We start from the raw sequence: 22,857 nt of genomic DNA, 5'->3' as shown, positions 1-22,857 counted from the left end.
CGAAGCTCGAAGCTCGAAGCTCGAAGTCAGGATAATGACCACATGAAAACCAAGACCCCCACGGGCTCGGCCCGCGGGGGTCTTACTTCCAGCCTCCAGCCGCGAAGCGGCGCTCTTCCAGACTAAAGCTTCATTTCCAGAAGTCGCGGATCGAGGCGATCCCCTGGGCCCCCACGGCCCGGGCATGGTTGGCGTCGAAGCGGGTCATGCCGCCCAGCGCGAAGACCGGCATCCCGGCATGCTCGACCAGTTGCTGGAAGTCGTGCCAGCCGATCGGCGCCACTTCCGGGTGCGAGGGCGTGGTGCGCAGCGGCGAGAGGGTGACGAAGTCACAGCCGATGCGATGGGCCTGGACCAGCTGGGCGCGGTCATGGGTGGAGGCGGACAGCCACTTGCCCTCGGGCACGGGACGCCGATCGAGGCTCATCAGCCGCTCACTGGTCAGGTGGATGCCGTCGGCGTCCAGGCCATCCAGCAGCTCCGGCTCGCCGTTCAGCACCAGCCGCGCCTCGTGGCGGCGGCACAGCGCCAGGGCCTGTTCGGCACGGGCCAGGTAGTCGCCCCGCGACAGCCCCTTGGCACGCAGTTGCACCAGGCGGACGCCATCCTCGGTCAGGGCCCGCTCCAGGCGCCCCTGGAAGCCGGCCTCATCGCCCTCCTCCCCGGTAATCAGGTACTCGGTGGGGAGCATCACCGCCCGCAGGATCGGCAGGTTGGCCGCCGGGAACGGGTAGTTGACCAGCTCGTCCATGGGCACCCAGCGCACCGCCTGCCCCTCGCGGCCGAAGGGCTCGCCGGCGAAGTCATGCACCTGCCAGACATCGAGCAGGATGTGCTTGTCGGAGTACTCGTGATGGATGCGGATGAGCGGCTGGGCGCGCCGGATCTCCACGCCCAGCTCCTCGTGGAGTTCGCGCTTCAGGGCCTCGAGCCCCGTCTCGTAGGGTGCCAGCTTGCCGCCGGGGAATTCCCACAGGCCGCCGTGATCCACGCTGGACGGACGCCGGGCGAGCAGCACCTCACGACCGTCGGCACTGATGATGGCGGCAGCCGCCACGTGCACCCTTCTCTTCACCATTGCGTTCATTCACCTTTCCAACTTGTCCACGCACTCGGCGGTGCGGGGGATTGCTCTACTGACTCCGACCGGCCTGGCGCCACCCCTCGGTGGGGTCAGCTGCGATAGTCGGCATTGATGGCGACGTATTCCCGGGTCAGGTCCGTGGTCCACACGGTGGCGTGCTCCTCGCCGCGCCCCAGGCCGATGCGAATGGCGATCTCGTCCCGGGCCATCACCGTGCTGCCGGCCTCCTCCGTGTAGCCGGCGGCTCGCCCACCCTGCTCGACCAGGCGCACGTCACCGAGATCGATGGTCACCCGGGACACGTCGAAGCCTTCCAGCGGGGCGCGGCCGACGGCGGCGAGAATGCGTCCCCAGTTGGCATCGCTGGCGGCCAGGGCGGTCTTGACCAGCGGCGAATGCGCCACGGTGAAGGCCACATCCAGGGCCTCCCGCCGGGTCACCGCCCCGTCCACCTGCAGGCTGACGAACTTGGTGGCGCCCTCGCCGTCGCGGACGATGGCCTGGGCCAGCTCGGTCATCACCCGCTGCAGGGCGTCGCGGAACACCGCCAGGCGTTCCTCGTCGGCCACCGCGGCCCCGCGCCCGGTGCTGATCAGCATGCAGGCATCATTGGTGGAGGTGTCGCCATCCACCGTGATGCAATTGAAGGAGCGCGCCACGCTCTCCTGCAGCAGGGTCTCCAGCACCCTCGGCTCGATGGCCGCATCGGTGGCCACGAAGGCCAGCATGGTGGCCATGTTGGGCTTGATCATGCCCGAGCCCTTGCTGATGCCGTTGATGGTCACCGTCTCGTCGCCCAGCGGCACGGTCACGCTGGCCCCCTTGGGGCGGGTATCAGTGGTGAGGATGCCTTCACCGGCCGCGGCCCAGCCGGCAGCCCCCTCGTCCAGGGACCTCAGCGCCTCGGGCAACCCGCCGAGCAGCCGTGCCATGGGCAGGGTCTCCCCGATCACCCCGGTGGAGAACGGCAGCACCGCATTCTCGGGCACGCCGGCGAGACGCGCCAGTTCGGTGCAGGTGGCCCGGGCATCGCGCAGGCCGGTCTCGCCGGTGCCGGCATTGGCATTGCCGGTGTTGATCACCAGGTAGCGGGGAGCCTGGCCACGGGTGGTGCAGGCGTCCAGGTGCTCGCGCGCCACCGTCACCGGGGCCGCACAGAAGGCGTTGCGGGTGAAGCTGCCCGCCACGGCGGCCCCCTCGGGCACCTCGATCACCACCAGGTCCCGGCGATCGGCGGTCTTGATGCCGGCACGGGCCGTGCCCAGGCGCAGCCCCTCGATCCTCGGCATGTCCGGAAAGCTTGCTTGACCCACTGCCATCGTCTGTCTCCTGTCTGAAATCGGTTCGAGCTTCGAGCTTCGAGCTTCGAGCGTCGAGCGTCGAGCGTCGAGCGTCGAGCAGCAGGGTGTCCTGCTACTCACGGCTCGCAACATCTGACCCGTCGCCCGTAGTCCGTCGTCAGCTGAGCTTGCCGCAGCACTGCTTGAACTTCTTGCCCGAGCCGCAGGGGCAGGGATCGTTGCGTCCCACCTTGGGTCCCTCACGGCGCAGGGGCCGACCATCGCTGCCCGGCGCCGGGGCGGCTGCCGCGGGTTGCCCCTCCTCCTCGGCGGCGGCCGCCGGCGCGTCGTGACGGCTGGCGGCCGCCGCCTTCTCGCGCTCCAGCGACTCGCGGCGCTGCCGCTCCAGGGCCTCGACCTCCTCGGGGCGACGGACCTTCACGTGGCTGAGGATGCGGGTCACGTCGGCCTTGATATTGGTGAGCAGCATCTGGAACAGCTCGAAGGACTCGCGCTTGTACTCCTGCTTGGGGTTCTTCTGGGCATAGCCGCGCAGGTGGATGCCCCGGCGCAGGTGATCCATGGACTGCAGGTGCTCCTTCCAGCGGGTATCCAGCACCTGCAGCATGACCTGCTTCTCGAAGCGGCGCATCAGCTCGGGACCGGCGACCTCGGCCTTCTCCTCGTAGACTCGGCGATGCATCTCCTGCAGGCGCTCGCGCAGCTGCTCCTCATGGAAGCGCTCATCCTGCTCGGACCATTCCACCACCGGCGCCTCGAGGTTGAACTCGGCCTTGAGGTGGGCCTCCAGGCCGGCCAGGTCCCACTGCTCCGGCAGGCTCTGGGGCGGCACGAACTCGCTGATCGCCTCGTCCAGGACCTCCTCGCGGATGCCGGCGACGTTCTCGGAGACATCGTCGGCGGCAAGGATATCGTTGCGCTGCTCGTAGATGACCCGGCGCTGGTCGTTGGCCACGTCATCGTACTCGAGCAGCTGCTTGCGGATATCGAAGTTGCGGCCCTCGACCTTCTTCTGGGCCCGCTCCACGGCGTTGGAGACCATCTTGTGCTCGATGGCCTCGCCACGCTCCAGCCCCAGCGCCTGCATCAGGCGCTGCACCCGGTCGGAGCCGAACAGGCGCATCAGGTTGTCTTCCAGCGACAGGAAGAAGCGGGTCGAGCCCGGGTCGCCCTGGCGGCCGGCCCGGCCACGCAGCTGGTTGTCGATGCGCCGGGACTCGTGGCGCTCGGAGCCGACCACATGGAGGCCGCCGGCCTCGAGCACGGCATCGTGACGCTGCTGCCACTCGGCCTTGAGCCGCGCGACCTGGGTCTCGTCGGGGGCCTCGAGCTTGGCGGCCTCGGCCTCCCAGTTGCCGCCCAGCACGATATCGGTACCCCGGCCGGCCATGTTGGTGGCGATGGTGATGGCCCCGGGCCGCCCGGCCTGGGCAATGATCTCGGCCTCGCTCTGGTGCTGCTTGGCATTGAGCACGTTGAAGGCCAGGCCGGCGCCCTTCATCAGGTTGGCCAGGTACTCCGAGGTCTCGATGGAGGCCGTGCCCACCAGCACGGGACGCCCGGCCTCGGTCTGTGCCTTGACGTCCTCGATGATGGCCTCGAACTTCTCCTCGGCGGTGAGGTAGACGAGGTCGTTGAGGTCGGCACGGATCAGCGGCTTGTTGGTGGGGATCACCACCACGTCGAGCCCGTAGATCTGGCGGAACTCGAAGGCCTCGGTATCGGCCGTGCCGGTCATCCCGGACAGCTTCTCGTAGAGGCGGAAGTAGTTCTGGAAGGTCGTGGACGCCAGCGTCTGGCTCTCGCGCTGGACGGTCACGCCTTCCTTGGCCTCCACCGCCTGGTGCAACCCCTCGGACCAGCGGCGGCCCGGCATGGTACGGCCGGTATGCTCGTCGACGATCACCACCTGGCCATCGCTGACGATGTAGTCCACGTCGCGATGGTAGAGGTGCCGGGCACGCAGTGCCGAGTGCATGTGCTGCAGCAGGTTGAGGTTCTGGGCCGCGTACAGGGAGTCCTCCTCGCCCAGCTGGCCCTCGGCGCGCAGCAGCTCCTCGACCCGGTGGTGGCCGCCCTCGGTGAGTTCCACCTGCTTCTGCTTCTCGTCGAGGGTGAAGTCGCCGCTCTCCGGGTCCTCCTCGTCGGTGCACTGGGTCAGGTGCACCGCCAGGCGGTCGATGATCCGGTAGAGCTCGGTGTTCTCGTCCACCGCCCCGGAGATGACCAGCGGCGTGCGCGCCTCGTCGATGAGGATGGAGTCCACCTCGTCGACGATGGCGAAGTGCAGCCCGCGCTGGACCTTCTCCTCCAGCGAGAAGGCCATGTTGTCGCGCAGGTAGTCGAAACCGAACTCGTTGTTGGTCCCGTAGGTGATGTCGCAGCCGTAGGCCGCGCGCTTCTCCTCGGGCGTCTGGCCGGCATAGATGGTGCCGACCGAGAGGCCGAGGAACTCGTAGAGGGGGCGCATCCACTCGGCGTCACGGCAGGCCAGGTAATCGTTGACCGTGACCACGTGCACCCCCTTGCCCGGCAGGGCATTGAGGTAGACCGCCAGGGTCGCCACGAGGGTCTTGCCCTCGCCGGTCTTCATCTCGGCGATGCGGCCGTCGTGAAGGGTGATGCCGCCGATCATCTGCACATCGAAATGGCGCATGCCCATGACCCGCCTGCCGGCCTCGCGGACCGTGGCGAAGGCCTCCGGCAGCAGGGCATCGAGGGGCTCGCCGCCGTCGAGACGCTCGCGGAAGGCCGCGGTGCGGGCCTTGAGGGTGGCATCGTCGAGGCTCTCGAGCTCGCCTTCCAGGGCGGTGATACGGCCCACGGAGCGGCCCATGCGTTTGACTTCGCGGTCGTTCTTGGAGCCGACGACCTTGCGCAACAGATTATTGATCATGAAGGGTCCCGAAGTTGCGGGTGGCATCCTGCCGGGGATTCCCCGGCCTCTCGTCGTTCAACCTCGACGAGCGGATGGCGGACCACGCCGTGACAGGACATCGTGGGCGGCCACGGCCCGTCGCGGCACGCAGCGGCCGAGGACGGGCCGCCCCGGGCGTGCCGCCATCACGGGCAGGCGAGGCCCGGGCCAGCGGCGATGCGCCCGACGCCGGGCCTGCAGACGGGAGCTGGCTCGGATCAGCGCGGGGGCCAGGATGCAGATCTGGATGACACGCTCGACGGGGCGCGACGACTCCAGCTGGGCGAGCCCCGCCGGCAACAGGCAGCCCACCAGCAGGCCCGCCAACCACCAGCGGGTCGGGCGGCGCTCCATCGGGCGACGCGCCGTGGCGCGAATGTCCGCGGTGAGGGTGGCCATGCTGTCGAGGGACTCCCTTGCGTGTGCTAGGCTCTTGCGTTCAGGGGCCGCGGGCGCGAGCGGCCGACGGCCAACGTCAGGGGTTCGCCCCCGAGAATCAAGCTGATGAGTATAAAGGTTAAGCGGTTCCGAGCACAGCCCATGTCCCGGCTACTGGAAGGCCGTGGGGAGCTGGGGACCCTGATGCGCATGGCCCGACTCATCGAGCGGGCCCAGCAGCACCTGCGCGACCACCTTCCCGCCGAGCTCGCTGAGCACCTCTTCGTGGGGGGCTTTCACGACGGGCGCCTGACGGTGATCACCGACCGGGCGGTGTGGCTGACCCGCTTGCGCTACGAGCAGGCACAGCTGCTGTCGCGGCTCCACGAGCTGCCCGGCTTCGAGGCCGTGAGCGGTTTCGACTTCAAGGTCCGGCCGGTCCGCCCCCCCAAGGCGCCGGTGCGCCAGACTCGACGCCTGCCCGCTCGGGCCGCCGACGAGCTCTCCAGCTGCGCCGCCGACGTGGACGACCCCCGGCTCAGGCGAGCCCTCGAACGCCTCGCCTCCCACGCCGAGCAAGAGCCGTAAGCTCGAAGCTCGAAGCTCGAAGCTCGAAGCTCGAAGCTCGAAGCTCGAAGCTCGAAGCTCGAAGCTCGAAGCTCGAAGCTCGAAGCTCGAAGCTCGAAGCTCGAAGCTCGAAGCTCGAAGCTCGAAGCTCGAAGCTCGAAGCCAGCATGCCCCCGACCAGATAGCAAACAACCCCGCCGGTAGCCCGGGCGGGGTTGTTGTTTCTTCCAGCTTCAAGCTCGAGGCTTACAACTCCCGGCGAAGCCGGGCGGGCAACGCCGGGATCAGGCCATGGCCGGGGCCGCGTAGGAAATGGGCGCCTTCTGGGTGTCGTCCTCGAAGGTGACAATCTCCCAGCACTCCGGCTGTTCCAACAGCGCACGACACAGCTGGTTGTTGAGGGCATGGCCGGACTTCACGCCACGGAACTCGCCGATCAGACTGTGGCCCAGCTGATAGAGGTCGCCGATGGCGTCCAGCACCTTGTGCTTGACGAACTCGTCGTCGTAGCGCAGTCCGCCCTCGTTCACGATGCGATAGTCATCGACCACGATGGCGTTGTCGAGGCTGCCGCCGAGCGCCAGGTTGTTCGAGCGCAGGTGCTCGAGATCGCGCATGAAGCCGAAGGTCCGGGCCCGGGACACCTCCTTGACGAAGGAGGTGGTGGAGAAGTCGACCACCGCGGTCTGCTTCTGGTCCTCGAACACGGGGTGGTCGAAGTCGATGGCGAAGGACACCTTGAAGCCCTGATGGGGCAGGAAGATGGCTTCCTTGTCATCCTCGCGCACCACCACCTCCCGCTTGATGCGGATGAACTTCTTGGCGGCACTCTGCTCGGCGATGCCCGCGGACTGGATCAGGAACACGAAGGGCCCGGCGCTGCCATCCATGATCGGCACCTCGGGGGCGCTCACGTCGACGTAGGCGTTGTCGATGCCCAGGCCGGCCAGGGCCGACATCAGGTGCTCGACGGTGGCCACCTTGACGCCATCCTGGGAGAGGGCCGTGCACAGGGTGGTGTCGGCGACATTGTCGGCGCGGGCCGGGATCTGCACCTCGGGATCCAGGTCGGTGCGCACGAAGATGATACCGGTGTCGACCGGGGCCGGCCGCAGGGTCAGGTAGACCTTCTTGCCGGAATGCAGGCCGACGCCGGTGGCGCGAATGACGTTCTTGAGGGTGCGTTGTCTGATCATGGGCAGTCGCCAGGCAGTCGTTGATTATCAAACACCGTTCACTATAACACCGAACGAGTGTTTCAACAAAACTTCCATCTCCTCGGGCTGCCTAACCTCTCGATAGCGCCACTCAATCGGCCTGACGCCGCAGAAAGGCCGGAATATCCAGGTAGTCGTCCAGTTCCTGGGACTTGCGCGGCTCCGCCTGAGGACGCGGAGCGTCCTGGGACTCCGCCTTGGGCGCGGCCGCCGCGGCGCGATTGGCCGAGGCCTGAGGCCGGCCGGCAGCGGCGGACTGACGCTGGCGATAGTCCCCGCCGGCATCGGCACGACGCGTGGTCTGGCTTGCCGCCTTGGCCTGACGCTGCCCCTCGAGGCCGGCAGCCACCACGGTGACCCGCAGCTCGTCGGTCATTTCCATGTCGATGGAGGTCCCGACGACGATGGTGGCGTCCTGGGAGGCGAACTCCTGGACCGTGGCGCCCACGTCGTTGAACTCCCCGATGGACAGGTCGGGGCCGGCCGTGATGTTGACCAGGATGCCGCGCGCACCGTGCAGGTCGATATCCTCGAGCAACGGACTCCTGATCGCCTTCTCGGCGGCCTCGCGGGCGCGATTCTCGCCGGTGGCGCCGCCGGTGCCCATCATCGCCATGCCCATCTCGGACATCACGGTGCGTACGTCGGCGAAGTCGACGTTGATGATGCCGGGGCTGGTGATCAGCTCGGCGATCCCCTGGACGGCGCCCAGCAGCACGTCGTTGGCGGCGCTGAAGGCCGTCAGCAGGCTGGCGCTCTTGCCCAGCACCGACAACAGCTTCTCGTTGGGGATGGTGATCAGGGAGTCGACATGCTCGGAGAGCTCCTTCATGCCCTCTTCGGCGGCCCGCATCCGCTTGGGTCCCTCGAAGGGGAAGGGACGCGTGACCACCGCCACGGTCAGGATGCCGAGTTCCTTGGCGACCTGGGCGACCACCGGGGCACCCCCGGTGCCGGTTCCCCCGCCCATCCCGGCGGTGATGAATACCATGTCGGCACCGCCGAGCAGTTCGGCGATGCGCTCGCGGTCCTCCATGGCCGCCTGGCGCCCCACGTCGGGGTTGGCACCGGCGCCGAGCCCCTTGGTGATCTCGCTACCGAGCTGGAGAACGGTCTTGGCCGCCACCCGCTTCAGCGCCTGGGCATCGGTGTTGGCGCAGATGAATTCCACGCCCTCGATGCTGCTCTCGACCATGTGATTGACGGCATTCCCGCCACCACCACCGACACCGATGACCTTGATGACCGCACTGCTAGAGGGTGCGCTATCTACAAGTTCGAACATTAGCCCCGTCTCCTGGACCGCGTGCGCGGCCCTGTCAGAAATTTCCTTTGAACCAGCCTTTAAGCCTTACCAGCGCCGGAATCCCTTCCTCTGGTCTGCGCCGGGAGACGTCACCACGCCTCGGTTGCGCCGAGATGCTGCTACCCTGCCCCTGTGTGCCCTGATGGCCATGCCCCTGACGGGCCTCCCGTAGAGCGTAATGTAGCAAACCGACTCCCGTCGAATAAATCGGGTTGCGCACCACATCGGCGAGCCCCCGCACGTTCTGTGGACAAGCGATGCGCACCGGCATGTGAAAGATCTCTTCGGCCAGCTCGACGACGCCTTCCATGCGTGCCGTGCCACCGGTCAGCACTACGCCGGCCGCCACCAGATCCTCGTAGCCGCTGCGCCGCAGTTCGTCACGCACCAGGGTAAAAAGTTCCTCGTAGCGTGGCTCGACCACCTCGGCCAGCGACTGGCGGGACAGGTCCCGGGCCGGCCGGTCACCGACGCTCGGCACCTTGATCATCTCGTCGCTGGAAGCCAGCTGGGTCAGCGCACAGGCGTACTTGACCTTGATCTCCTCGGCATGCTGCGTGGGCGTGCGCAGCGCCATGGCGATGTCGTTGGTGACCTGGTCACCGGCGATGGGAATCACCGCGGTGTGGCGAATGGCGCCCTCGGTGAAGACCGCAATATCGGTGGTACCGCCGCCGATGTCGACCATGCACACGCCGAGCTCGCGCTCGTCCTCGGTGAGCACGGCATGACTGGAGGCCAGCTGCTCGAGGATGATGGCATCCACCTCGAGACCACAGCGCCGCACGCACTTCTCGATGTTCTGCACCGCATTGAGGGCGGCCGTCACCAGGTGGACCCTGGCCTCCAGGCGCACCCCGGACATGCCCAGCGGCTCGCGGATGCCGCCCTGGGTGTCGATGGCAAACTCCTGGGGCAGCACGTGCAGGACCCGCTGTCCCTCGGAAATGGCCCGCGCACGGGCGGAATCGATGACTCGGTCGATATCGGAGGGAGCGACCTCGCGCTCCTTGATGGCGACTACGCCATCGGAATTCATCGAGCTGATATGGCTGCCGGCGATGCCCACATAGACGGAGTGGATATCGCAGCCCGCCATGAGTTCCGCTTCCTCCACGGCACGCTGGATCGATTGCACCGTGGACTCGATGTTGATCACCACCCCTTTCTTCATCCCGCGGGAGGGATGGGAGCCGATACCGGCAATTTCAATGCCGCCATCGTCGGTGGGTTGCCCCACGATCGCCACGACCTTGGATGTTCCGATATCCAGCCCGACTACCATATTGGACGCATTGGATGGACCTGACATGAGCCGGGAAATCTCCTCGAGCCTGACCCGCTAGGGGAAATGCATGTTTGAAACGAATAAAACCTGGGCCAATTATAGGAACAACTCACCGTGATCCACCAGCCCATGGGAAGAAACCCCCGTCACGATACGGCGATTTTCTTCCGAAAGGAACACCCCGGTGCCCCGGGAACCGGGCAATTCACCATGCGGTGCCGTTCAGCCTTGATCGGTGGTGGCATCGTCCACGGGTTCGGTTTGTCCATGCCAGGCCACGGCCACGCCATTGGGATAACGCAGATCGATGTAACGGATATGCGACGCCGTGTCGGCGAGTTCCCGTTCCCAGGCCGCCAGGAAACGCGCCAGCCGCTCCTCCCGGTGATTGCGGCCGAGCATCACCCAGAGCCCGCCCTCCAGCTGGAACCGCCAGGCGCCGCGGGCCTCGAGGCGCACCTGGCGCAGGGCCAGCCCCTGGGGCGCGAACCGCGCCGCCAGGGTGTCGTGATAGGCCAGCACCTCGGCGCCGCTGTCCGCCGGCCCGGAGAGCTCGGGCAACCCGTCGGGCACCTCGAGGGGCGCGTAGTCGAAGGGCTCACCGGCGGGGTTGAGCAGCCGGTCGTCGTTCCAGCGCGCCACGGGCACCTGCTCGACCAGTTCGAAGACCAGCGCATCGGGCCATTCGCGGCGGATGCGGACCTCGCTCAGCCAGCCGATGTCCCGCGCCCGCTCGCGCAGCTCGCCCAGGTCCACCGACAGCCAGGTTCGGCCCTGGACGAGGGGCGCGAGCCGGCTGCGCAGGTAGTCGGCCCCGGCATGGTGCAGCTCGCCGCGGATCGACACCCGCTCGATGGGGCGATCCAGCCACAGCCACAGGGCCCGGCCACCGGCACCGATCAGCAGCGCCAGCAGCAGCACACCGAGCAGGGTTCCGCGACGCGCCATGGACTAGTCCCGCCCGGCGGTGTCGAGGATACGCATCACCAGCGCATCGAAATCGAGGCCGGCGTGGGCCGCCGCCTGGGGCACCAGGCTATGGTCGGTCATGCCGGGCACGGTGTTGACCTCGAGCAGCCAGAAACGCCCCTGGGCGTCGCGCATGACATCGACCCGCCCCCAGCCGCTGCAGCCGATGGCCTCGAAGGCCTCCCGGCACAGCGATGCCAGGCGATGCTCCTCCTCCTCGGCCAGCCCGCAGGGCAGGTGGTAGAGGGTCTCGTCGGAGAGGTACTTGGCCTCGTAGTCATAGAAGCCGCCGGGCACTTCCACGCGAATCGCCGGCAGCACCCCATCGCCGAGCAGCGACACCGTGTATTCCTCGCCGCGAATGAAGCGCTCGGCCATCACCCGGGCATCGAAGCGCACGGCGTCGCGGTAGGCGGCCGCCAGGGCCTCGGGACTGTCGACGATGGTGATGCCGAGCGTCGAGCCCTCGTGGACCGGCTTGACGATCAACGGCAGGCCGAGGCGTTCGGCCACCGCCGCCCAGTCGGCATCGGGGCCGAGCATCACGCTCTCCGGGGTGGGCAGGCCCAGGGCCTGCCAGACCAGCTTGGTGCGCTGCTTGTCCATGCCCAGCGCCGAGGCCAGCACGCCGCTGCCGGTATAGGGGATGCCCAGCAGTTCCAGCGCCCCCTGGAGGGTACCGTCCTCGCCGCCCCGGCCATGCAGGGCGATGAAGACCCTGTCCGGCTTGAGGGCTTCCAGGCCGGCCAGACCGCCCTGCTCGGCCGGGTCGAAGCCGATCGGGGCCACCCCGGCACGCTCCAGGGCGGCGAGGACCGCGGCCCCGCTCTTCAGGGAGACCTCCCGCTCGGCGGACTCGCCGCCGTAGAGCACCACCACCCGGCCCTGGCCGATCCTGTCCGCCGTCATAGCGCCACCTCGTCGAGATCCAGTCGGGCATCGGCCAGTCGCTGGGCGATGCCCCCCACATCGCCGGCCCCCTGGGTGATCAGGATATCACCGGGGCGCAGCACCTTGGCCAGCAGCCCCGGCAACTCGGCCTTGTCCTGGACGAAGATCGGGTCGACCTCGCCGCGCTGGCGGATCGAGCCGGCCAGGGTCCGGCCGTCGGCCCCGGGCACCGGCGCCTCGCCGGCGCTATAGACATCCAGCAGCAGCAGGGTGTCGACCCCCGCCAGCACCCGCACGAAGTCCTCGTAGAGGTCTCGGGTGCGCGAGTAGCGATGGGGCTGGTAGACCATCACCAGGCGTCGGTCGGGCCAGCCGTCGCGGACGGCCTTGATCACCATCTCGACTTCCCGGGGATGGTGGCCGTAGTCGTCGACCAGCATGACCTCGCCCGCCTCGGCCGGGGCCGGGAAGCGGCCATGCACCTGGAAGCGGCGACCGACCCCGGCGAAGCCGGCCAGGCCGCGCAGGATGGCCTGGTCGTCGACACCGGCGTCGCTGGCCACGGCGATGGCGGCCAGGGCATTGAGGGCGTTGTGGCGCCCCGGCATCGCCAGGCGCACCGCGAGCGGCGCCAGGCCATCGGGACGCCGGACGGTGAAGCGCACCTCACCGGCCTGCTGGACGAAGTCCTCGAGCCGGTAGTCGGCATCGGCGCTGAAGCCGTAGGTGACGAACTGGCGGTTGACCCGCTCGATCAGCCCGCGGACATTGGCGTCATCGATGCACAGCACCGCCAGACCATAGAACGGCAGGTTGTGCAGGAACTCGATGAAGGTGCCCTTCAGGCGTTCGAAGTCGCCGCCATAGGTGGCCATGTGATCGGCATCGATGTTGGTGACGATGGCCACCATCGGCTGCAGGTGCAGGAAGGAGGCATCCGACTCGTCGGCCTCGGCCACCAGGTAGTCCCCCTCCCCCAGGCGGGCGTTGGTGCCGGCGCTGGTCAGCCGGCCACCGATCACGAAGGTAGGATCCAGCCCGCCCTCGCCGAGCAACGTGGCGGTCAGGCTGGTGGTGGTGGTCTTGCCATGGGTGCCGGCCACGGCGATGCCGTGGCGGAAGCGCATCAACTCGGCGAGCATCTCGGCGCGACGCACCACCGGCACGCGATGCTCGTGGGCCCAGCGGATCTCGGGGTTGGTCTCGTCCACGGCGGTGGAGACCACCACCACATCGGCGTCGCGGGCATTCTCCGCCGCATGACCGATGGCCACGCCGATGCCGCACCGCTCCAGCCGGGCCACCACCGGCGAGGCCTTCAGGTCGCTGCCGCTGACGGTGTAGCCCTGGTTGGCCAGCACCTCGGCGATGCCGCACATGCCGGCGCCGCCGATGCCGACGAAGTGGATGCGCCGGATGCGGCGCATGCCCAGCCCGAGGCCGGGACGCGGGGGCGTGGCTTGGCCGGGAACCGGCCCGAGGGTCTCGTCACTCAAAAGCTGTCTCCATGCAACCGGCCACCAGGCGCTCGACGGCGTCGAGATGCGCACAGCGTCGTGCCTGCGCCGCCATGGTGGCAAGGGCTTCGGGGTCGAGCAGCGTCGCCAGGCGATCGGCCAGCGCCGCTGCGCTCATCTCGTTCTGCGGCATCAGGGCGGCGGCGCCCTCCGCCACCAGGGCCGCGGCATTGGCGGTCTGGTGGTCATCCACCGCATGGGGGAAGGGCACGAAGAGCGCCGGCTTGGCCGCCGCCGCCAGCTCGGCCACGGTCAGCGCCCCGGCGCGGCATACCACCAGGTCGGCCCAGTCGTAGGCCGCCGCCATGTCGTCGATGAAGGCCGTGACGTCCGCTTCGACGCCGTGTCGCTCATAGGCCTCGCGGGTCGCCGCGTCCTTGTCGCGGCCGGCCTGGTGGTGCACCTCGGGACGGCTCGGCGCCGGCAGTCGCGCCAACGCCTCGGGCAGCCGCTGGTTCAGGGCCAGGGCGCCGAGGGAGCCCCCCACCACCAGCAGGCGCAGGGGGCGCCCGCGCATGGCATCGGCCGGGCGCGGCGCCTCGCCCAGGGCGGCGATCTCGCCGCGCACCGGGTTGCCGACCACCTCGGCCCGGCCCGGGAAGGCCTGGGGGAAGGCCGCATAGACGCGACGCGCCAGGCGTGCCAGGGCGCGGTTGGTCAGGCCGGCCACGGCGTTCTGCTCGTGGATCACCAGCGGTCGCCGCGCGAGCCAGGCGGCCAGGCCGCCAGGGCCGCTGGCGAAGCCGCCCAGCCCCACCACCAGTTGCGGGTCGACGTCGCGGATCACTTGGGCGGCCTGCCCCACGGCCCGGGCCAGCCGCCAGGGCGCCAGCAGCCAGCCGACCAGGCCGTTGCCGCGCAGGCCGCTCACCGCGATATGGTGCAGGGGGATGCCGGCGGCCGGCACCAGGCGATTCTCGATGCCCCGGGGGCTGCCCAGCCACGCCACCTCGACCCCGGCCGCCGTCAGCGAACGGGCCAGCGACAGGGCGGGGATGACGTGGCCGCCGGTGCCGCCGGCCATGATCAGGGCACGGCGTCCCTCGCGTCGACTCATGATCCGCTTCCTTGTGTCTTGCCGGGCGGTGCCGCCCGGTCGGCCGTGGGCCGAGCACGACGCACCGCCTGGCGGGCCTCGATATCCGCCCGCAGCAGGATCGCCATCATCACGCAGCTGACCACCAGGCTCGAGCCGCCGTAACTGAGCAGCGGCAGGGTCAGCCCCTTGGTGGGCAGCATGCCGGTGCTGACCGCGATATTGATGAAGGCCTGGGCGCCGATCACCAGGGCGATGCCGTAGCTGACATAGGCGGCAAACGGCAGCTTGGCCAGCTCGGCCCGCCGCCCCACCGCCATGGCCCGCCACACCAGCAGCGCGAACAGCCCCACCACGGCGACGGCGCCGACCAGGCCCAACTCCTCGGCGAGCACGGCGAACACGAAGTCGGTGTGGGCCTCGGGCAGGTAGAACAGCTTCTGCACGCTGTTGCCGAGCCCCATCCCCAGCCAGTGCCCCCGGCCGAAGGCGATCAGGGCCTGGGTGAGCTGATAGCCGCTGGCGAACTGGTCGGCCCAGGGGTCGGCGAAGCTGGTCAGGCGCGCCATGCGATAGGGCTCGGCAATGGCGGCGATGGCGCCGAGGGCCGCCACCAGCAGCATCAGCAGCAGGAAGCGCCCCCAGGGCGCCCCCGCCATCAGCAGCATGCCCATCACGCAGCCGGTCATCACCACCACCGCCCCGTAGTCCGGCTCCAGGATCAGCAACCCGCCCATCACCGCCATCACCGCCAGCGGCCGGAGGAAGGCGCCCCACTCCCGGCGCACCTGCGGGAGGAAGCGCTCGAGGTAGCCGGCCAGGTAGGTGATCAGGCACAGCTTGGCGACTTCCGAGGCCTGCAGGTTGAAGGGCACGCCGGGCAGCGACAGCCAACGGCGGCTGCCGTTGACCTCGCGGCCGACCACCAGCACCAGCGCCAGCAGCAGCATGCCCACCAGCAGCAACAGGGGCCCGTTGGCCCTCCACCAACCCAGGGGCACCCGCAGCGCCAGGGCCGCCACGACCAGCGACACCAGCAGGAAGGCGCCGTGGCGCAGGCTGAAGTACCAGGCGTTGCCGGTGAGGCTGGAGGCCACCTCGGTGGAGGCCGAGGTGACCATCACCCAGCCGATCAGCAGCAGCGCCAGCGCCGCGAGCACCAGCCAGCCGTCGAAGGGCTGCTCGGCGGTGGACAGGCGTTGCCTCAGGCGAGATAGCCGGCTCATGAGGCCACCTCCCGGCGGCGCTGCTCGACGGCCTGGCGGAAGGCCTCGCCACGCGCCTGATAGTCGCGGAACTGGTCGAGACTGGCACAGGCCGGCGAGAGCAGCACGCAATCCCCCGGCGCGGCGATCTCGGCGGCCCGGGCCATGGCCGCCGCCAGGTCGTCGACCCGGCTCAGCGGCACCGACCCGTCGAGCGCGGTCGCCAGGCGCTCGGCATCCTGGCCGAAGAGGATCGCCTCGCGGCCATAGCGGGCCAGCGGCGCGGCCAAGGGGGTGAAGTCCGCGCCCTTGCCGACCCCGCCGGCGAGCAGGATCAGGCGGCCCGCCAGGGTCGGCCCCAGGCCGGCGATGGCGGCGAGGGTGGCCCCCACGTTGGTGCCCTTGGAGTCGTTGATCCAGCGCACCCCGCGGATCTCGGCCACCAGCTCGCCGCGATGGGGCAGGCCCGGAAAGCGTTCCAGCACCCGGCGCATGGCGGCTAGCCCAAGCCCCAGGCGATGCCCCATGGCCAGGGCCGCCAGGGCATTGGCCTGGTTGTGCCGACCGGGCAGGCGCACCGCCTCGGCAGGCATCAGGGGCATGACGCCATGCATCAGCCAGGGCCCGGGCCCCGCGCCGTCGTCATGCTCGCCGATGCCCCACTCCCCCGCCTCGGGCGGGCGGGTGGTGAAGCGGTCCAGCGCCGGCAGCGGCGCGACCGGCCAGGTGTCGGGCTCCTCGGCGTTGACCACGCCATGGCGAGCCCCCCGGAAGATCCCGAGCTTGGCCTCCCGGTAGCCGGCCAGGTCGCCGTGGCGATCGAGGTGGTCCTCGGAGAGATTGAGGAAGGCGGCGGTCTCGGCGCCGAGACAGGGCGTGGTCTCGAGCTGGAAGCTCGACAGCTCGAGCACGTACAACTCGGCGTCGGGCCGCTCGGCGAGCAGGTCCAGCGCCGGGGTGCCGAGGTTGCCGCCCACCGCCACCCGACGGCCGGCCTCGACCGCCATCTCGCCGAGCAGGGTGGTCACCGTGGACTTGGCGTTGGCCCCGGTGATGGCGGCGATGGGGGCCCGGCAGGCCCGCACAAACAGCGCCATCTCCCCCACCACCAGGGGCTCGCCCTGCGGCCCGCGGCGGCCGGCCAGGTCGGCGAGGCCCGGCGAGCGGGGATCGACGCCGGGACTCACCACCACCTCCCGGGCCGCGCCCATGTCGAGGTCGGTGAGCGACCCGCAGTGCACCTCGACCGCCGGATGGGCGTCGCGGAAGGCCTCGAGGCCGGGCGGCTCGGCCCGGGTGTCGACGACCATGAAGGGACGCCCCAGGCGTTGCAGGTGGCGACAGATGGCCCGGCCGGACACGCCGAGCCCGACCACCAGCGTCATTCCCTTGGGCACCTTGACCATCAGCGGCTCCTCGCGTGGACGGCGAATGTCGGGCTCCTCGGGAGCGTCAACGGATCTTGAGGGTGGCGAGTCCCAGCAGCACCAGTACCACGGTGATGATCCAGAAGCGCACGATGACCCGCGGTTCCGGCCAGCCCTTGAGCTCGTAGTGGTGATGCAGCGGGGCCATGCGGAAGATGCGCCGCCCGGTGAGCTTGTAGGAACCCACCTGGAGGATCACCGAGACGGTCTCCATGACGAAGATGCCGCCCATGATGAACAGCACGATCTCCTGGCGCACGATCACCGCCACCACGCCGAGGGCGGCGCCCAGCGCCAGCGCCCCCACGTCGCCCATGAAGACCTGGGCCGGATAGGTGTTGAACCACAGGAAGCCGAGCCCGGCCCCGGCGATCGTCGCGCAGAACACGGCCAGCTCGCCGGCACCCGGGATCATCGGGATCTGCAGGTAGTCGGCGAAGACCGCGTTGCCGCTCGCGTAGGCGAACACCGCCAGGCCCATGGCCACCAGCACGGTGGGCATGATCGCCAGGCCGTCGAGGCCGTCGGTGAGGTTCACGGCGTTGGAGCTGCCGACGATCACCAGGTAGGTGAGCACGATGTAGAACACCCCGAGCGGCAGCACGAACTCCTTGAACAGCGGCACGATCAGGCTGGTCTCCACCGGCGAGGCGGCGGTGACGTAGAGGATGACCGCGGCGACCAGGCCGATCACCGACTGCCAGAAGTACTTCCAGCGGGCCGGCAGCCCCCGGGGATTCTTCTCCACCACCTTGCGGTAGTCGTCGACCCAGCCGATGGCGCCGAAGCCCAGGGTCACGGCCAGCACCACCCAGACGTAATGGTTGCGCAGATCCCCCCACAACAGGGTGCTGACGGCGATGGCCATCAGGATCATGGCGCCGCCCATGGTCGGGGTGCCGGCCTTGGAGAGGTGCGATTGGGGACCGTCGTCGCGCACCGCCTGGCCGATCTGGCGTTCCACCAGCCGGCGGATCACCACCGGGCCGAGCCACAGGCACAGCACCAGGGCCGTCAGGGTACCCAGGATCATGCGCAGGGTCAGATAGTTGAAGACGTTGAAGGCGCTCTGGAATTGCGCCAGCAGTTCAGCCAGAAAAAGCAGCATGTAGTGCGTTACCTTGATGCATCCGGACACAGCGCCGACACCACGGCTTCCATGCCGGCACTGCGCGACCCCTTGACCAGCACGCTGGCCCCCGGCGGCAGATGATGGAGGACGTGGCGCGTCAGCGCCTCCCGATCGTCGAAATGGCAACCCGCCTCGCCGAAGGCGCGGCTGGCCGGCCGCGCCGCCTCGCCGAGGGTGCCGAGAAAGTCGATTCCCTGTTCTCTTGCATACCGCCCGACCTCGCCATGCAGCCGGTCGGAGGCCTCGCCCAGCTCGCCCATGGCCCCCAGCAGGCACCAGCGCGGTCCCGGCAGCGTCACCAGCAGGTCGAGGGCGGCCTTCACCGCCCCGGGGTTGGCGTTATAGGTATCGTCCAGCAGCCTCGAAGACTTGATGCCGGCCACCACGCTGAGCCGCCCCGGCATCGGCGTGACGGCCTCGAGGCCGGCCAGCACGTCCGCCTCGTCCAGGCCCATGGCCAGCGCCGCGCCGGCGGCGGCCAGGGCGTTGGCGACGTTGTGACGACCGAGCAGGGCCAGCTGGACCCGGCCGAGCTCACGGCCATCGAAAGACAGCGTGAAAGCATAGCGTCCGAGGGCATCACAGACCAGTGTCTCGGCACGCAGACGCGCCGGCCCCTCCACCGAGAAGTCCAGCACCTCCCGCGGAGCGGCGAGACTCGCCCAGCTGGCGAAGTAGCGGTCGTCGCGGTTGAGCACCGCCACCCCGTCGCCGGGCAGCGATACCAGGATCTCCGCCTTGGCCTGGGCGATCAGGCCGGGGCTTCCGAACTCACCGACATGGGCGCCGGTGACGTTGGTGATGACCGCCACCCGGGGCTCGGCCAGGCTCGCCGTCCAGGCGATCTCGCCCAGATGGTTGGCGCCGAGCTCGACCACCGCCTGACGATGCTCGCGAGACAGCTCGAGCAGCGTCAGGGGCGCACCGATATCGTTGTTGAGGTTGCCGCGGGTGGCCAGGGTCTCGCCGCGACGGGCGAGCAGCGTGGCCAGCATCTGCTTCACCGTGGTCTTGCCACTGTTGCCGGTGACGGCCACCAGGGGACCGCCCCAGGCACGGCGTCGTGCGCGCCCCAGCAGGCCCAGCGCCAGCCGGGTGTCGGCCACCTCGAGCTGCGGCAGGGGATCGTCGACGCGCCGCTCGACCAGCGCCGCCACGGCGCCGGCCTCGCGCGCCTGGGCGAGGAAGTCATGGGCGTCGAAGCGCTCGCCGGCGAGTGCCACGAACAGCGCCCCCGGGGCCAGGCGGCGGGTATCGGTGACGATCCCGGTCAGCGGGATGTCCTCGGCGGGCGGCGCCAGGCCGAGGGCCCGCGCAACCTCGGCCAGCGAGGCCGGACCGACGCCGCTCATGGGGTGCTCCCCGTGATCCGCGCCGCCAGGGCGGCCTCGGCCTCGGCGAGGTCCGAGAAGGCATGGCGCACCCCGGCGACCTCCTGGTAGGTCTCGTGCCCCTTGCCGGCGATCAGGATGACGTCCTCGTCGGAGGCCTCGCGGATCGCCTCGCGAATCGCCGCCGCGCGCCCGTCGCGCACCCAGGCGGCAGCGCGCGCCCCGACCGAGAGGCCGTCGAGGATCTCTCCGCGAATCGCCGCCGGCGACTCGCCGCGGGGATTGTCGTCGGTGACCACCAGGCGGTCGGCATGGCGCTCGGCGGCGGCGGCCATCAGCGGCCGCTTGCCACGGTCGCGATCCCCGCCGCAGCCGAACAGGCACCACAGGCGTCCGCTGTCGGGCAGGTGGGCGCGCAGCGCCACCAGGGCATTCTCCAGGGCGTCGGGGGTGTGGGCATAGTCGAGGACCACCCTGGGCCCCACCCCGGCGCCCAGCGCCTGCATGCGACCGGGCACCGGCCCGAGCTCGGCGGCGGCGGCGAACAGGGCCTCGAGATCGGCGCCGAGGCCGTAGAGGGTGGCCATGGCCAGCAGCACATTGGTGAGGGTGAAGCGCCCCATCAAGGGCAGCGTCAGCACCCGTTCGCCCTCGGGGGTGGCAATCAATGCGCGCTGGCCTTCGGCATGCGGGATCCAGTCCATCACTCTCAGGGTGACGGCTTCATCCTCGCCCACCGCCAGCACGCGCACGTCCTCGGGCAGGCCGGCCAGCATCAGCCGTGCCAGGGGGTCATCGGCGTTGACCACCGCCAGGGCCAGCTCCGGGCGGCGGAAGAGCCGCGCCTTGGCCGCCGCATAGGCGGCCATGCTGCCGTGGTAGTCGAGATGGTCGCGGGTCAGGTTGGTGAAGACGGCGGCCTGGAGTCGGCAGCCGTCGAGACGCCCCTGCTCCAGGGCATGGGACGAGACCTCCATGGCCACCCGGGTGATGCCTTCGCCGGCCAGCTCGCCGAGGGCGGCCTGCAGCGCCAGGGAGCCCGGCGTGGTCAGCGCCCCCGGATGCAGTGCCCCCGGGCGACCGTGCCCGAGGGTGCCGATCATGCCGGCATCGCGGCCCAGGGCCCGGCTGAGGGCGGCGATATAGTGGGTCACCGAGCTCTTGCCGTTGGTGCCGGTGACGCCGATCAGCTCCAGGGCCTCGGGGACGGCGAAGAGGGCGCCGCCGAGCTCGCCGAGCCGCTGACGCAGGTGCGGAAGCCACAGCACCCGGGGATCGTCGGTCGCCGTGCCGGCGTCGGTCCCATCGTCATGAGCCAGCACCAGGGCGGCCCCCGCCGCCAGGGCGGCGGGCACGAAGTCACGCCCATCGGCCGCCACGCCGGGCACCGCCAGGAAGACATCGCCCGGGGCCAGGGCCCGGCTATCCAGGCACAGCGACAGCCGCGCGGGCAGCTCGAGGTCGGCCAGGACCGCCCGATGGTCCGGCCACAATCGGGTCAGCTCGGCGATCAGGCGGGAGGCAGTCAGGTCCATGGGCGTCTCTCGTCACGGGGGGAATGGCAGGGGTCAAGTCGCATCGTCGGCCGACTCCCGGTCGCCCGCCACCCGGTCGGGCGGCACGTCGAGGATCCGCAGGGCGTTGCCGGCCACCCGGGAGAACACCGGCGCCGCCACGGCCCCGCCGTAATAGGAATCGCCCCGGGGGTGATCGATCATCACCACGGCGATCAGACGCGGGTCGGACACCGGCGCGATGCCCACGAACAGCGAGCGGTAGGCATCTTCCTCGTAGCCCGTGCCGCCGGTCTTGCGCACCGTCCCGGTCTTGCCGGCCACGCTGTAGCCGGGCACCAGGCCGCGCCGGGCGCCGGTCCCCGGCGCCACCACCTGGTCCATCATGCCCAGCACGCGGTCGGCGACCGCCGGCTCGATCACCGGCTGCCCGGCCGGCGGCTCGTCGAGCCGCAGCAGCGACGGTGGCAGGCGCTCGCCATGGTTGGCGATGGCGGTATAGGCACTGGCCAGCTGCAGCGCCGAGACCGACAGGCCATAGCCGTAGGACAGCGCCGCCCACTGGCTGCTTGACCAGACCCGCGGCGACGGCACGCTGCCACTGGCCTCGCCCGGGAAGCCGGTGCCCGGCGCACTGGCGAGGCCCAGCGCCCGGTAGCGCTCGGGCACCACCGGGTCGTCGAGCTGCAGGGTCAGCTTGGACATGCCGAGGTTGGACGAGTGCTCGAGGATCCCGGCCAGGCTCAGCTCGCCGTAGTTGCGGATATCCTTGATGGTGTAGCGGTCGATGACCATCCAGCCCGGCGAGGTGTCCACCACGGTGTCGGGCGGGAACTTGCCGGTCTCCAGCAGCGCCGACATGGCCAGCGGCTTGATCACCGACCCGGGCTCGTAGACATCCACGATGGCGCGGTTGCGCAGGCCCTTGGGGTCGAGGCCGGCGCGGTTGTTGGGGTTATAGGACGGCTGGTTGGCCATGGCCAGCACCTCACCGGTGTGGGCATCGAGCATCACCAGCACCCCGCCGTCGGCGTCGTGCTCGCCCACCGCCGCCTTGAGCTCGCGGTAGGCCATGTACTGCAGGCGCTGATCGATGGACAGCGTCAGGTCGCCGCCGGGTTCGGCCTCGCGCAGCACCTCGAGGTCCCGGACCAGCCGCCCCCGGCGGTCCTTGATCACGCGCCGCCGGCCGGGCACCCCGGCCAGGTAGGGCTGATAGGCCAGCTCGAGGCCCTCCTGGCCCTGGTCGTCGATGTTGGTCACCCCGATCAACTGGGCGATCACCTCGCCGGCCGGGTAGTAGCGCTTGTACTCGGCGCGCTTGTGCACGCCGGGGACGCGCAGGTCGAGCACCCGCTGGGCGGCCTCGGGGGTCATGCGACGGCGCAGGTACATGAATTCGCGATCGGCATAGCGTTCGATGCGTGCGTTCAGGGCGTCAAGGTCCTGGCCCAGGGCGCGGGCCAGCTGCAGGCGCTGGATGCCGTCCTCGGGCAGGTCCTGCGGATTCGCCCAGAGGGTCACCACCGGCGTGGAAATCGCCAGCGGCTCGCCGTGACGGTCGGTGATCATGCCGCGGTGGGCGGGGATCGCATCGACGCGAAGGGTGCGGGCATCGCCCTGCCCCTGCAGGAAGGAGCGGTCGAAGACCTGCAGGTCGACGATGCGCCCGGCCAGCAGCGCCAGGCCGACCAGCACCAGGGTCATCATCACCCGGTAGCGGGCCTTGCCCATGGGCGCCATGGGCGGCGGCTTGCGCGGGGACACGGCCGGGCGC

General features: G+C 69.8%; 18 protein-coding genes. 1 reads left to right on the top strand and 17 read right to left on the bottom strand.

Annotation, left to right across the window (positions count from 1 at the left end; all coding sequences use genetic code 11):
* Window positions 1–130 precede the first annotated feature (130 nt).
* The 4 genes from OCT48_RS06040 to OCT48_RS06025 form a co-directional block, all read right to left on the bottom strand.
* A complete protein-coding gene (locus OCT48_RS06040) occupies window positions 131–1,078 on the bottom strand; it encodes a Nudix family hydrolase (RefSeq protein WP_263592583.1) in 948 nt (315 codons plus the stop codon).
* A 95-nt stretch (window positions 1,079–1,173) separates the two neighbouring features.
* Window positions 1,174–2,403, bottom strand: coding sequence for a bifunctional glutamate N-acetyltransferase/amino-acid acetyltransferase ArgJ (argJ, locus tag OCT48_RS06035; protein WP_263591806.1), 1,230 nt, complete (start codon window positions 2,401–2,403; stop codon window positions 1,174–1,176).
* Window positions 2,404–2,542: 139 nt separating this feature from the next.
* Window positions 2,543–5,281: a preprotein translocase subunit SecA gene (gene secA / locus OCT48_RS06030; RefSeq protein ID WP_263591805.1), complete on the bottom strand. Its 2,739-nt coding sequence runs from the start codon at window positions 5,279–5,281 to the stop codon at window positions 2,543–2,545.
* 57 nt (window positions 5,282–5,338) lie between these two features.
* Complete coding sequence (locus OCT48_RS06025) at window positions 5,339–5,701, bottom strand: hypothetical protein (RefSeq protein ID WP_263591804.1); 363 nt, start codon at window positions 5,699–5,701, stop codon at window positions 5,339–5,341.
* A gap of 141 nt (window positions 5,702–5,842) precedes the next feature.
* On the opposite strand from OCT48_RS06025, the gene OCT48_RS06020 reads away from it, so the two are divergent.
* Window positions 5,843–6,268 carry a DUF721 domain-containing protein gene (locus OCT48_RS06020; protein ID WP_263591803.1) on the top strand — a complete coding sequence of 142 codons (426 nt, stop codon included), beginning with the start codon at window positions 5,843–5,845 and terminating at the stop codon, window positions 6,266–6,268.
* 263 nt (window positions 6,269–6,531) lie between these two features.
* Here OCT48_RS06020 and lpxC read toward each other — a convergent pair whose 3' ends face one another.
* From lpxC to OCT48_RS05955, 13 genes are all read right to left on the bottom strand, one after another.
* Window positions 6,532–7,443, bottom strand: a complete 912-nt coding sequence (lpxC, locus tag OCT48_RS06015; protein ID WP_263591802.1) for a UDP-3-O-acyl-N-acetylglucosamine deacetylase — start codon at window positions 7,441–7,443, stop codon at window positions 6,532–6,534.
* Between the two features lie 112 nt (window positions 7,444–7,555).
* Window positions 7,556–8,749 carry a cell division protein FtsZ gene (gene ftsZ / locus OCT48_RS06010; RefSeq protein ID WP_263591801.1) on the bottom strand — a complete coding sequence of 398 codons (1,194 nt, stop codon included), beginning with the start codon at window positions 8,747–8,749 and terminating at the stop codon, window positions 7,556–7,558.
* Between the two features lie 34 nt (window positions 8,750–8,783).
* Window positions 8,784–10,082 carry a cell division protein FtsA gene (gene ftsA / locus OCT48_RS06005; protein WP_263591800.1) on the bottom strand — a complete coding sequence of 433 codons (1,299 nt, stop codon included), beginning with the start codon at window positions 10,080–10,082 and terminating at the stop codon, window positions 8,784–8,786.
* Between the two features lie 198 nt (window positions 10,083–10,280).
* On the bottom strand, window positions 10,281–11,006 hold the full coding sequence (locus OCT48_RS06000) for a cell division protein FtsQ/DivIB (RefSeq protein ID WP_263591799.1): 726 nt from the start codon (window positions 11,004–11,006) through the stop codon (window positions 10,281–10,283).
* Between the two features lie 3 nt (window positions 11,007–11,009).
* Window positions 11,010–11,936: a D-alanine--D-alanine ligase gene (locus OCT48_RS05995; protein WP_263591798.1), complete on the bottom strand. Its 927-nt coding sequence runs from the start codon at window positions 11,934–11,936 to the stop codon at window positions 11,010–11,012.
* A complete protein-coding gene (gene murC, locus OCT48_RS05990) occupies window positions 11,933–13,345 on the bottom strand; it encodes a UDP-N-acetylmuramate--L-alanine ligase (RefSeq protein WP_263592582.1) in 1,413 nt (470 codons plus the stop codon). Before murC ends, OCT48_RS05995 begins: the two co-directional genes overlap by 4 nt.
* A 61-nt stretch (window positions 13,346–13,406) precedes the next feature.
* Window positions 13,407–14,492, bottom strand: a complete 1,086-nt coding sequence (gene murG / locus OCT48_RS05985; RefSeq protein WP_263591797.1) for an undecaprenyldiphospho-muramoylpentapeptide beta-N-acetylglucosaminyltransferase — start codon at window positions 14,490–14,492, stop codon at window positions 13,407–13,409.
* Window positions 14,489–15,697, bottom strand: coding sequence for a putative lipid II flippase FtsW (ftsW, locus tag OCT48_RS05980; RefSeq protein ID WP_263591796.1), 1,209 nt, complete (start codon window positions 15,695–15,697; stop codon window positions 14,489–14,491). Before ftsW ends, murG begins: the two co-directional genes overlap by 4 nt.
* Window positions 15,694–17,082, bottom strand: coding sequence for a UDP-N-acetylmuramoyl-L-alanine--D-glutamate ligase (gene murD, locus OCT48_RS05975; RefSeq protein WP_263591795.1), 1,389 nt, complete (start codon window positions 17,080–17,082; stop codon window positions 15,694–15,696). Before murD ends, ftsW begins: the two co-directional genes overlap by 4 nt.
* Window positions 17,083–17,128: 46 nt before the next feature.
* Entirely contained in the window at window positions 17,129–18,211 is a 1,083-nt protein-coding gene (mraY, locus tag OCT48_RS05970) for a phospho-N-acetylmuramoyl-pentapeptide-transferase (protein ID WP_263591794.1), read from the bottom strand.
* An 8-nt stretch (window positions 18,212–18,219) separates the two neighbouring features.
* Complete coding sequence (locus tag OCT48_RS05965; protein ID WP_263591793.1) at window positions 18,220–19,587, bottom strand: UDP-N-acetylmuramoyl-tripeptide--D-alanyl-D-alanine ligase; 1,368 nt, start codon at window positions 19,585–19,587, stop codon at window positions 18,220–18,222.
* Window positions 19,584–21,101, bottom strand: a complete 1,518-nt coding sequence (locus OCT48_RS05960; protein WP_263591792.1) for a UDP-N-acetylmuramoyl-L-alanyl-D-glutamate--2,6-diaminopimelate ligase — start codon at window positions 21,099–21,101, stop codon at window positions 19,584–19,586. Before OCT48_RS05960 ends, OCT48_RS05965 begins: the two co-directional genes overlap by 4 nt.
* Window positions 21,102–21,134: 33 nt before the next feature.
* On the bottom strand, window positions 21,135–22,814 hold the full coding sequence (locus OCT48_RS05955; protein WP_412031038.1) for a peptidoglycan D,D-transpeptidase FtsI family protein: 1,680 nt from the start codon (window positions 22,812–22,814) through the stop codon (window positions 21,135–21,137).
* Window positions 22,815–22,857 lie beyond the last annotated feature (43 nt).

Source organism: Halomonas sp. M4R1S46, assembly GCF_025725685.1.
Taxonomy (GTDB): domain Bacteria; phylum Pseudomonadota; class Gammaproteobacteria; order Pseudomonadales; family Halomonadaceae; genus Halomonas.
The sequence above is the reverse complement of the archived record's forward strand: the minus strand, read 5'-3'. Positions and strand labels throughout refer to the sequence as shown.

Coding starts and splice junctions, on each gene's coding strand:
- OCT48_RS06020 (WP_263591803.1), top strand. CDS start 5,843: ATGTCCCGGCTACTGGAAGGCCGTGGGGAGCTGGGGACCCTGATGCGC.
- OCT48_RS05995 (WP_263591798.1), bottom strand. CDS start 11,936: ATGACGGCGGACAGGATCGGCCAGGGCCGGGTGGTGGTGCTCTACGGC.
- secA (WP_263591805.1), bottom strand. CDS start 5,281: ATGATCAATAATCTGTTGCGCAAGGTCGTCGGCTCCAAGAACGACCGC.
- argJ (WP_263591806.1), bottom strand. CDS start 2,403: ATGGCAGTGGGTCAAGCAAGCTTTCCGGACATGCCGAGGATCGAGGGG.
- murG (WP_263591797.1), bottom strand. CDS start 14,492: ATGAGTCGACGCGAGGGACGCCGTGCCCTGATCATGGCCGGCGGCACC.
- lpxC (WP_263591802.1), bottom strand. CDS start 7,443: ATGATCAGACAACGCACCCTCAAGAACGTCATTCGCGCCACCGGCGTC.
- murC (WP_263592582.1), bottom strand. CDS start 13,345: ATGCGCCGCATCCGGCGCATCCACTTCGTCGGCATCGGCGGCGCCGGC.
- OCT48_RS05955 (WP_412031038.1), bottom strand. CDS start 22,814: ATGGGCAAGGCCCGCTACCGGGTGATGATGACCCTGGTGCTGGTCGGC.
- OCT48_RS06040 (WP_263592583.1), bottom strand. CDS start 1,078: ATGGTGAAGAGAAGGGTGCACGTGGCGGCTGCCGCCATCATCAGTGCC.
- OCT48_RS05960 (WP_263591792.1), bottom strand. CDS start 21,101: ATGGACCTGACTGCCTCCCGCCTGATCGCCGAGCTGACCCGATTGTGG.
- mraY (WP_263591794.1), bottom strand. CDS start 18,211: ATGCTGCTTTTTCTGGCTGAACTGCTGGCGCAATTCCAGAGCGCCTTC.
- ftsA (WP_263591800.1), bottom strand. CDS start 10,082: ATGTCAGGTCCATCCAATGCGTCCAATATGGTAGTCGGGCTGGATATC.
- OCT48_RS06000 (WP_263591799.1), bottom strand. CDS start 11,006: ATGGCGCGTCGCGGAACCCTGCTCGGTGTGCTGCTGCTGGCGCTGCTG.
- ftsW (WP_263591796.1), bottom strand. CDS start 15,697: ATGAGCCGGCTATCTCGCCTGAGGCAACGCCTGTCCACCGCCGAGCAG.
- OCT48_RS05965 (WP_263591793.1), bottom strand. CDS start 19,587: ATGAGCGGCGTCGGTCCGGCCTCGCTGGCCGAGGTTGCGCGGGCCCTC.
- ftsZ (WP_263591801.1), bottom strand. CDS start 8,749: ATGTTCGAACTTGTAGATAGCGCACCCTCTAGCAGTGCGGTCATCAAG.
- OCT48_RS06025 (WP_263591804.1), bottom strand. CDS start 5,701: ATGGCCACCCTCACCGCGGACATTCGCGCCACGGCGCGTCGCCCGATG.
- murD (WP_263591795.1), bottom strand. CDS start 17,082: ATGGTCAAGGTGCCCAAGGGAATGACGCTGGTGGTCGGGCTCGGCGTG.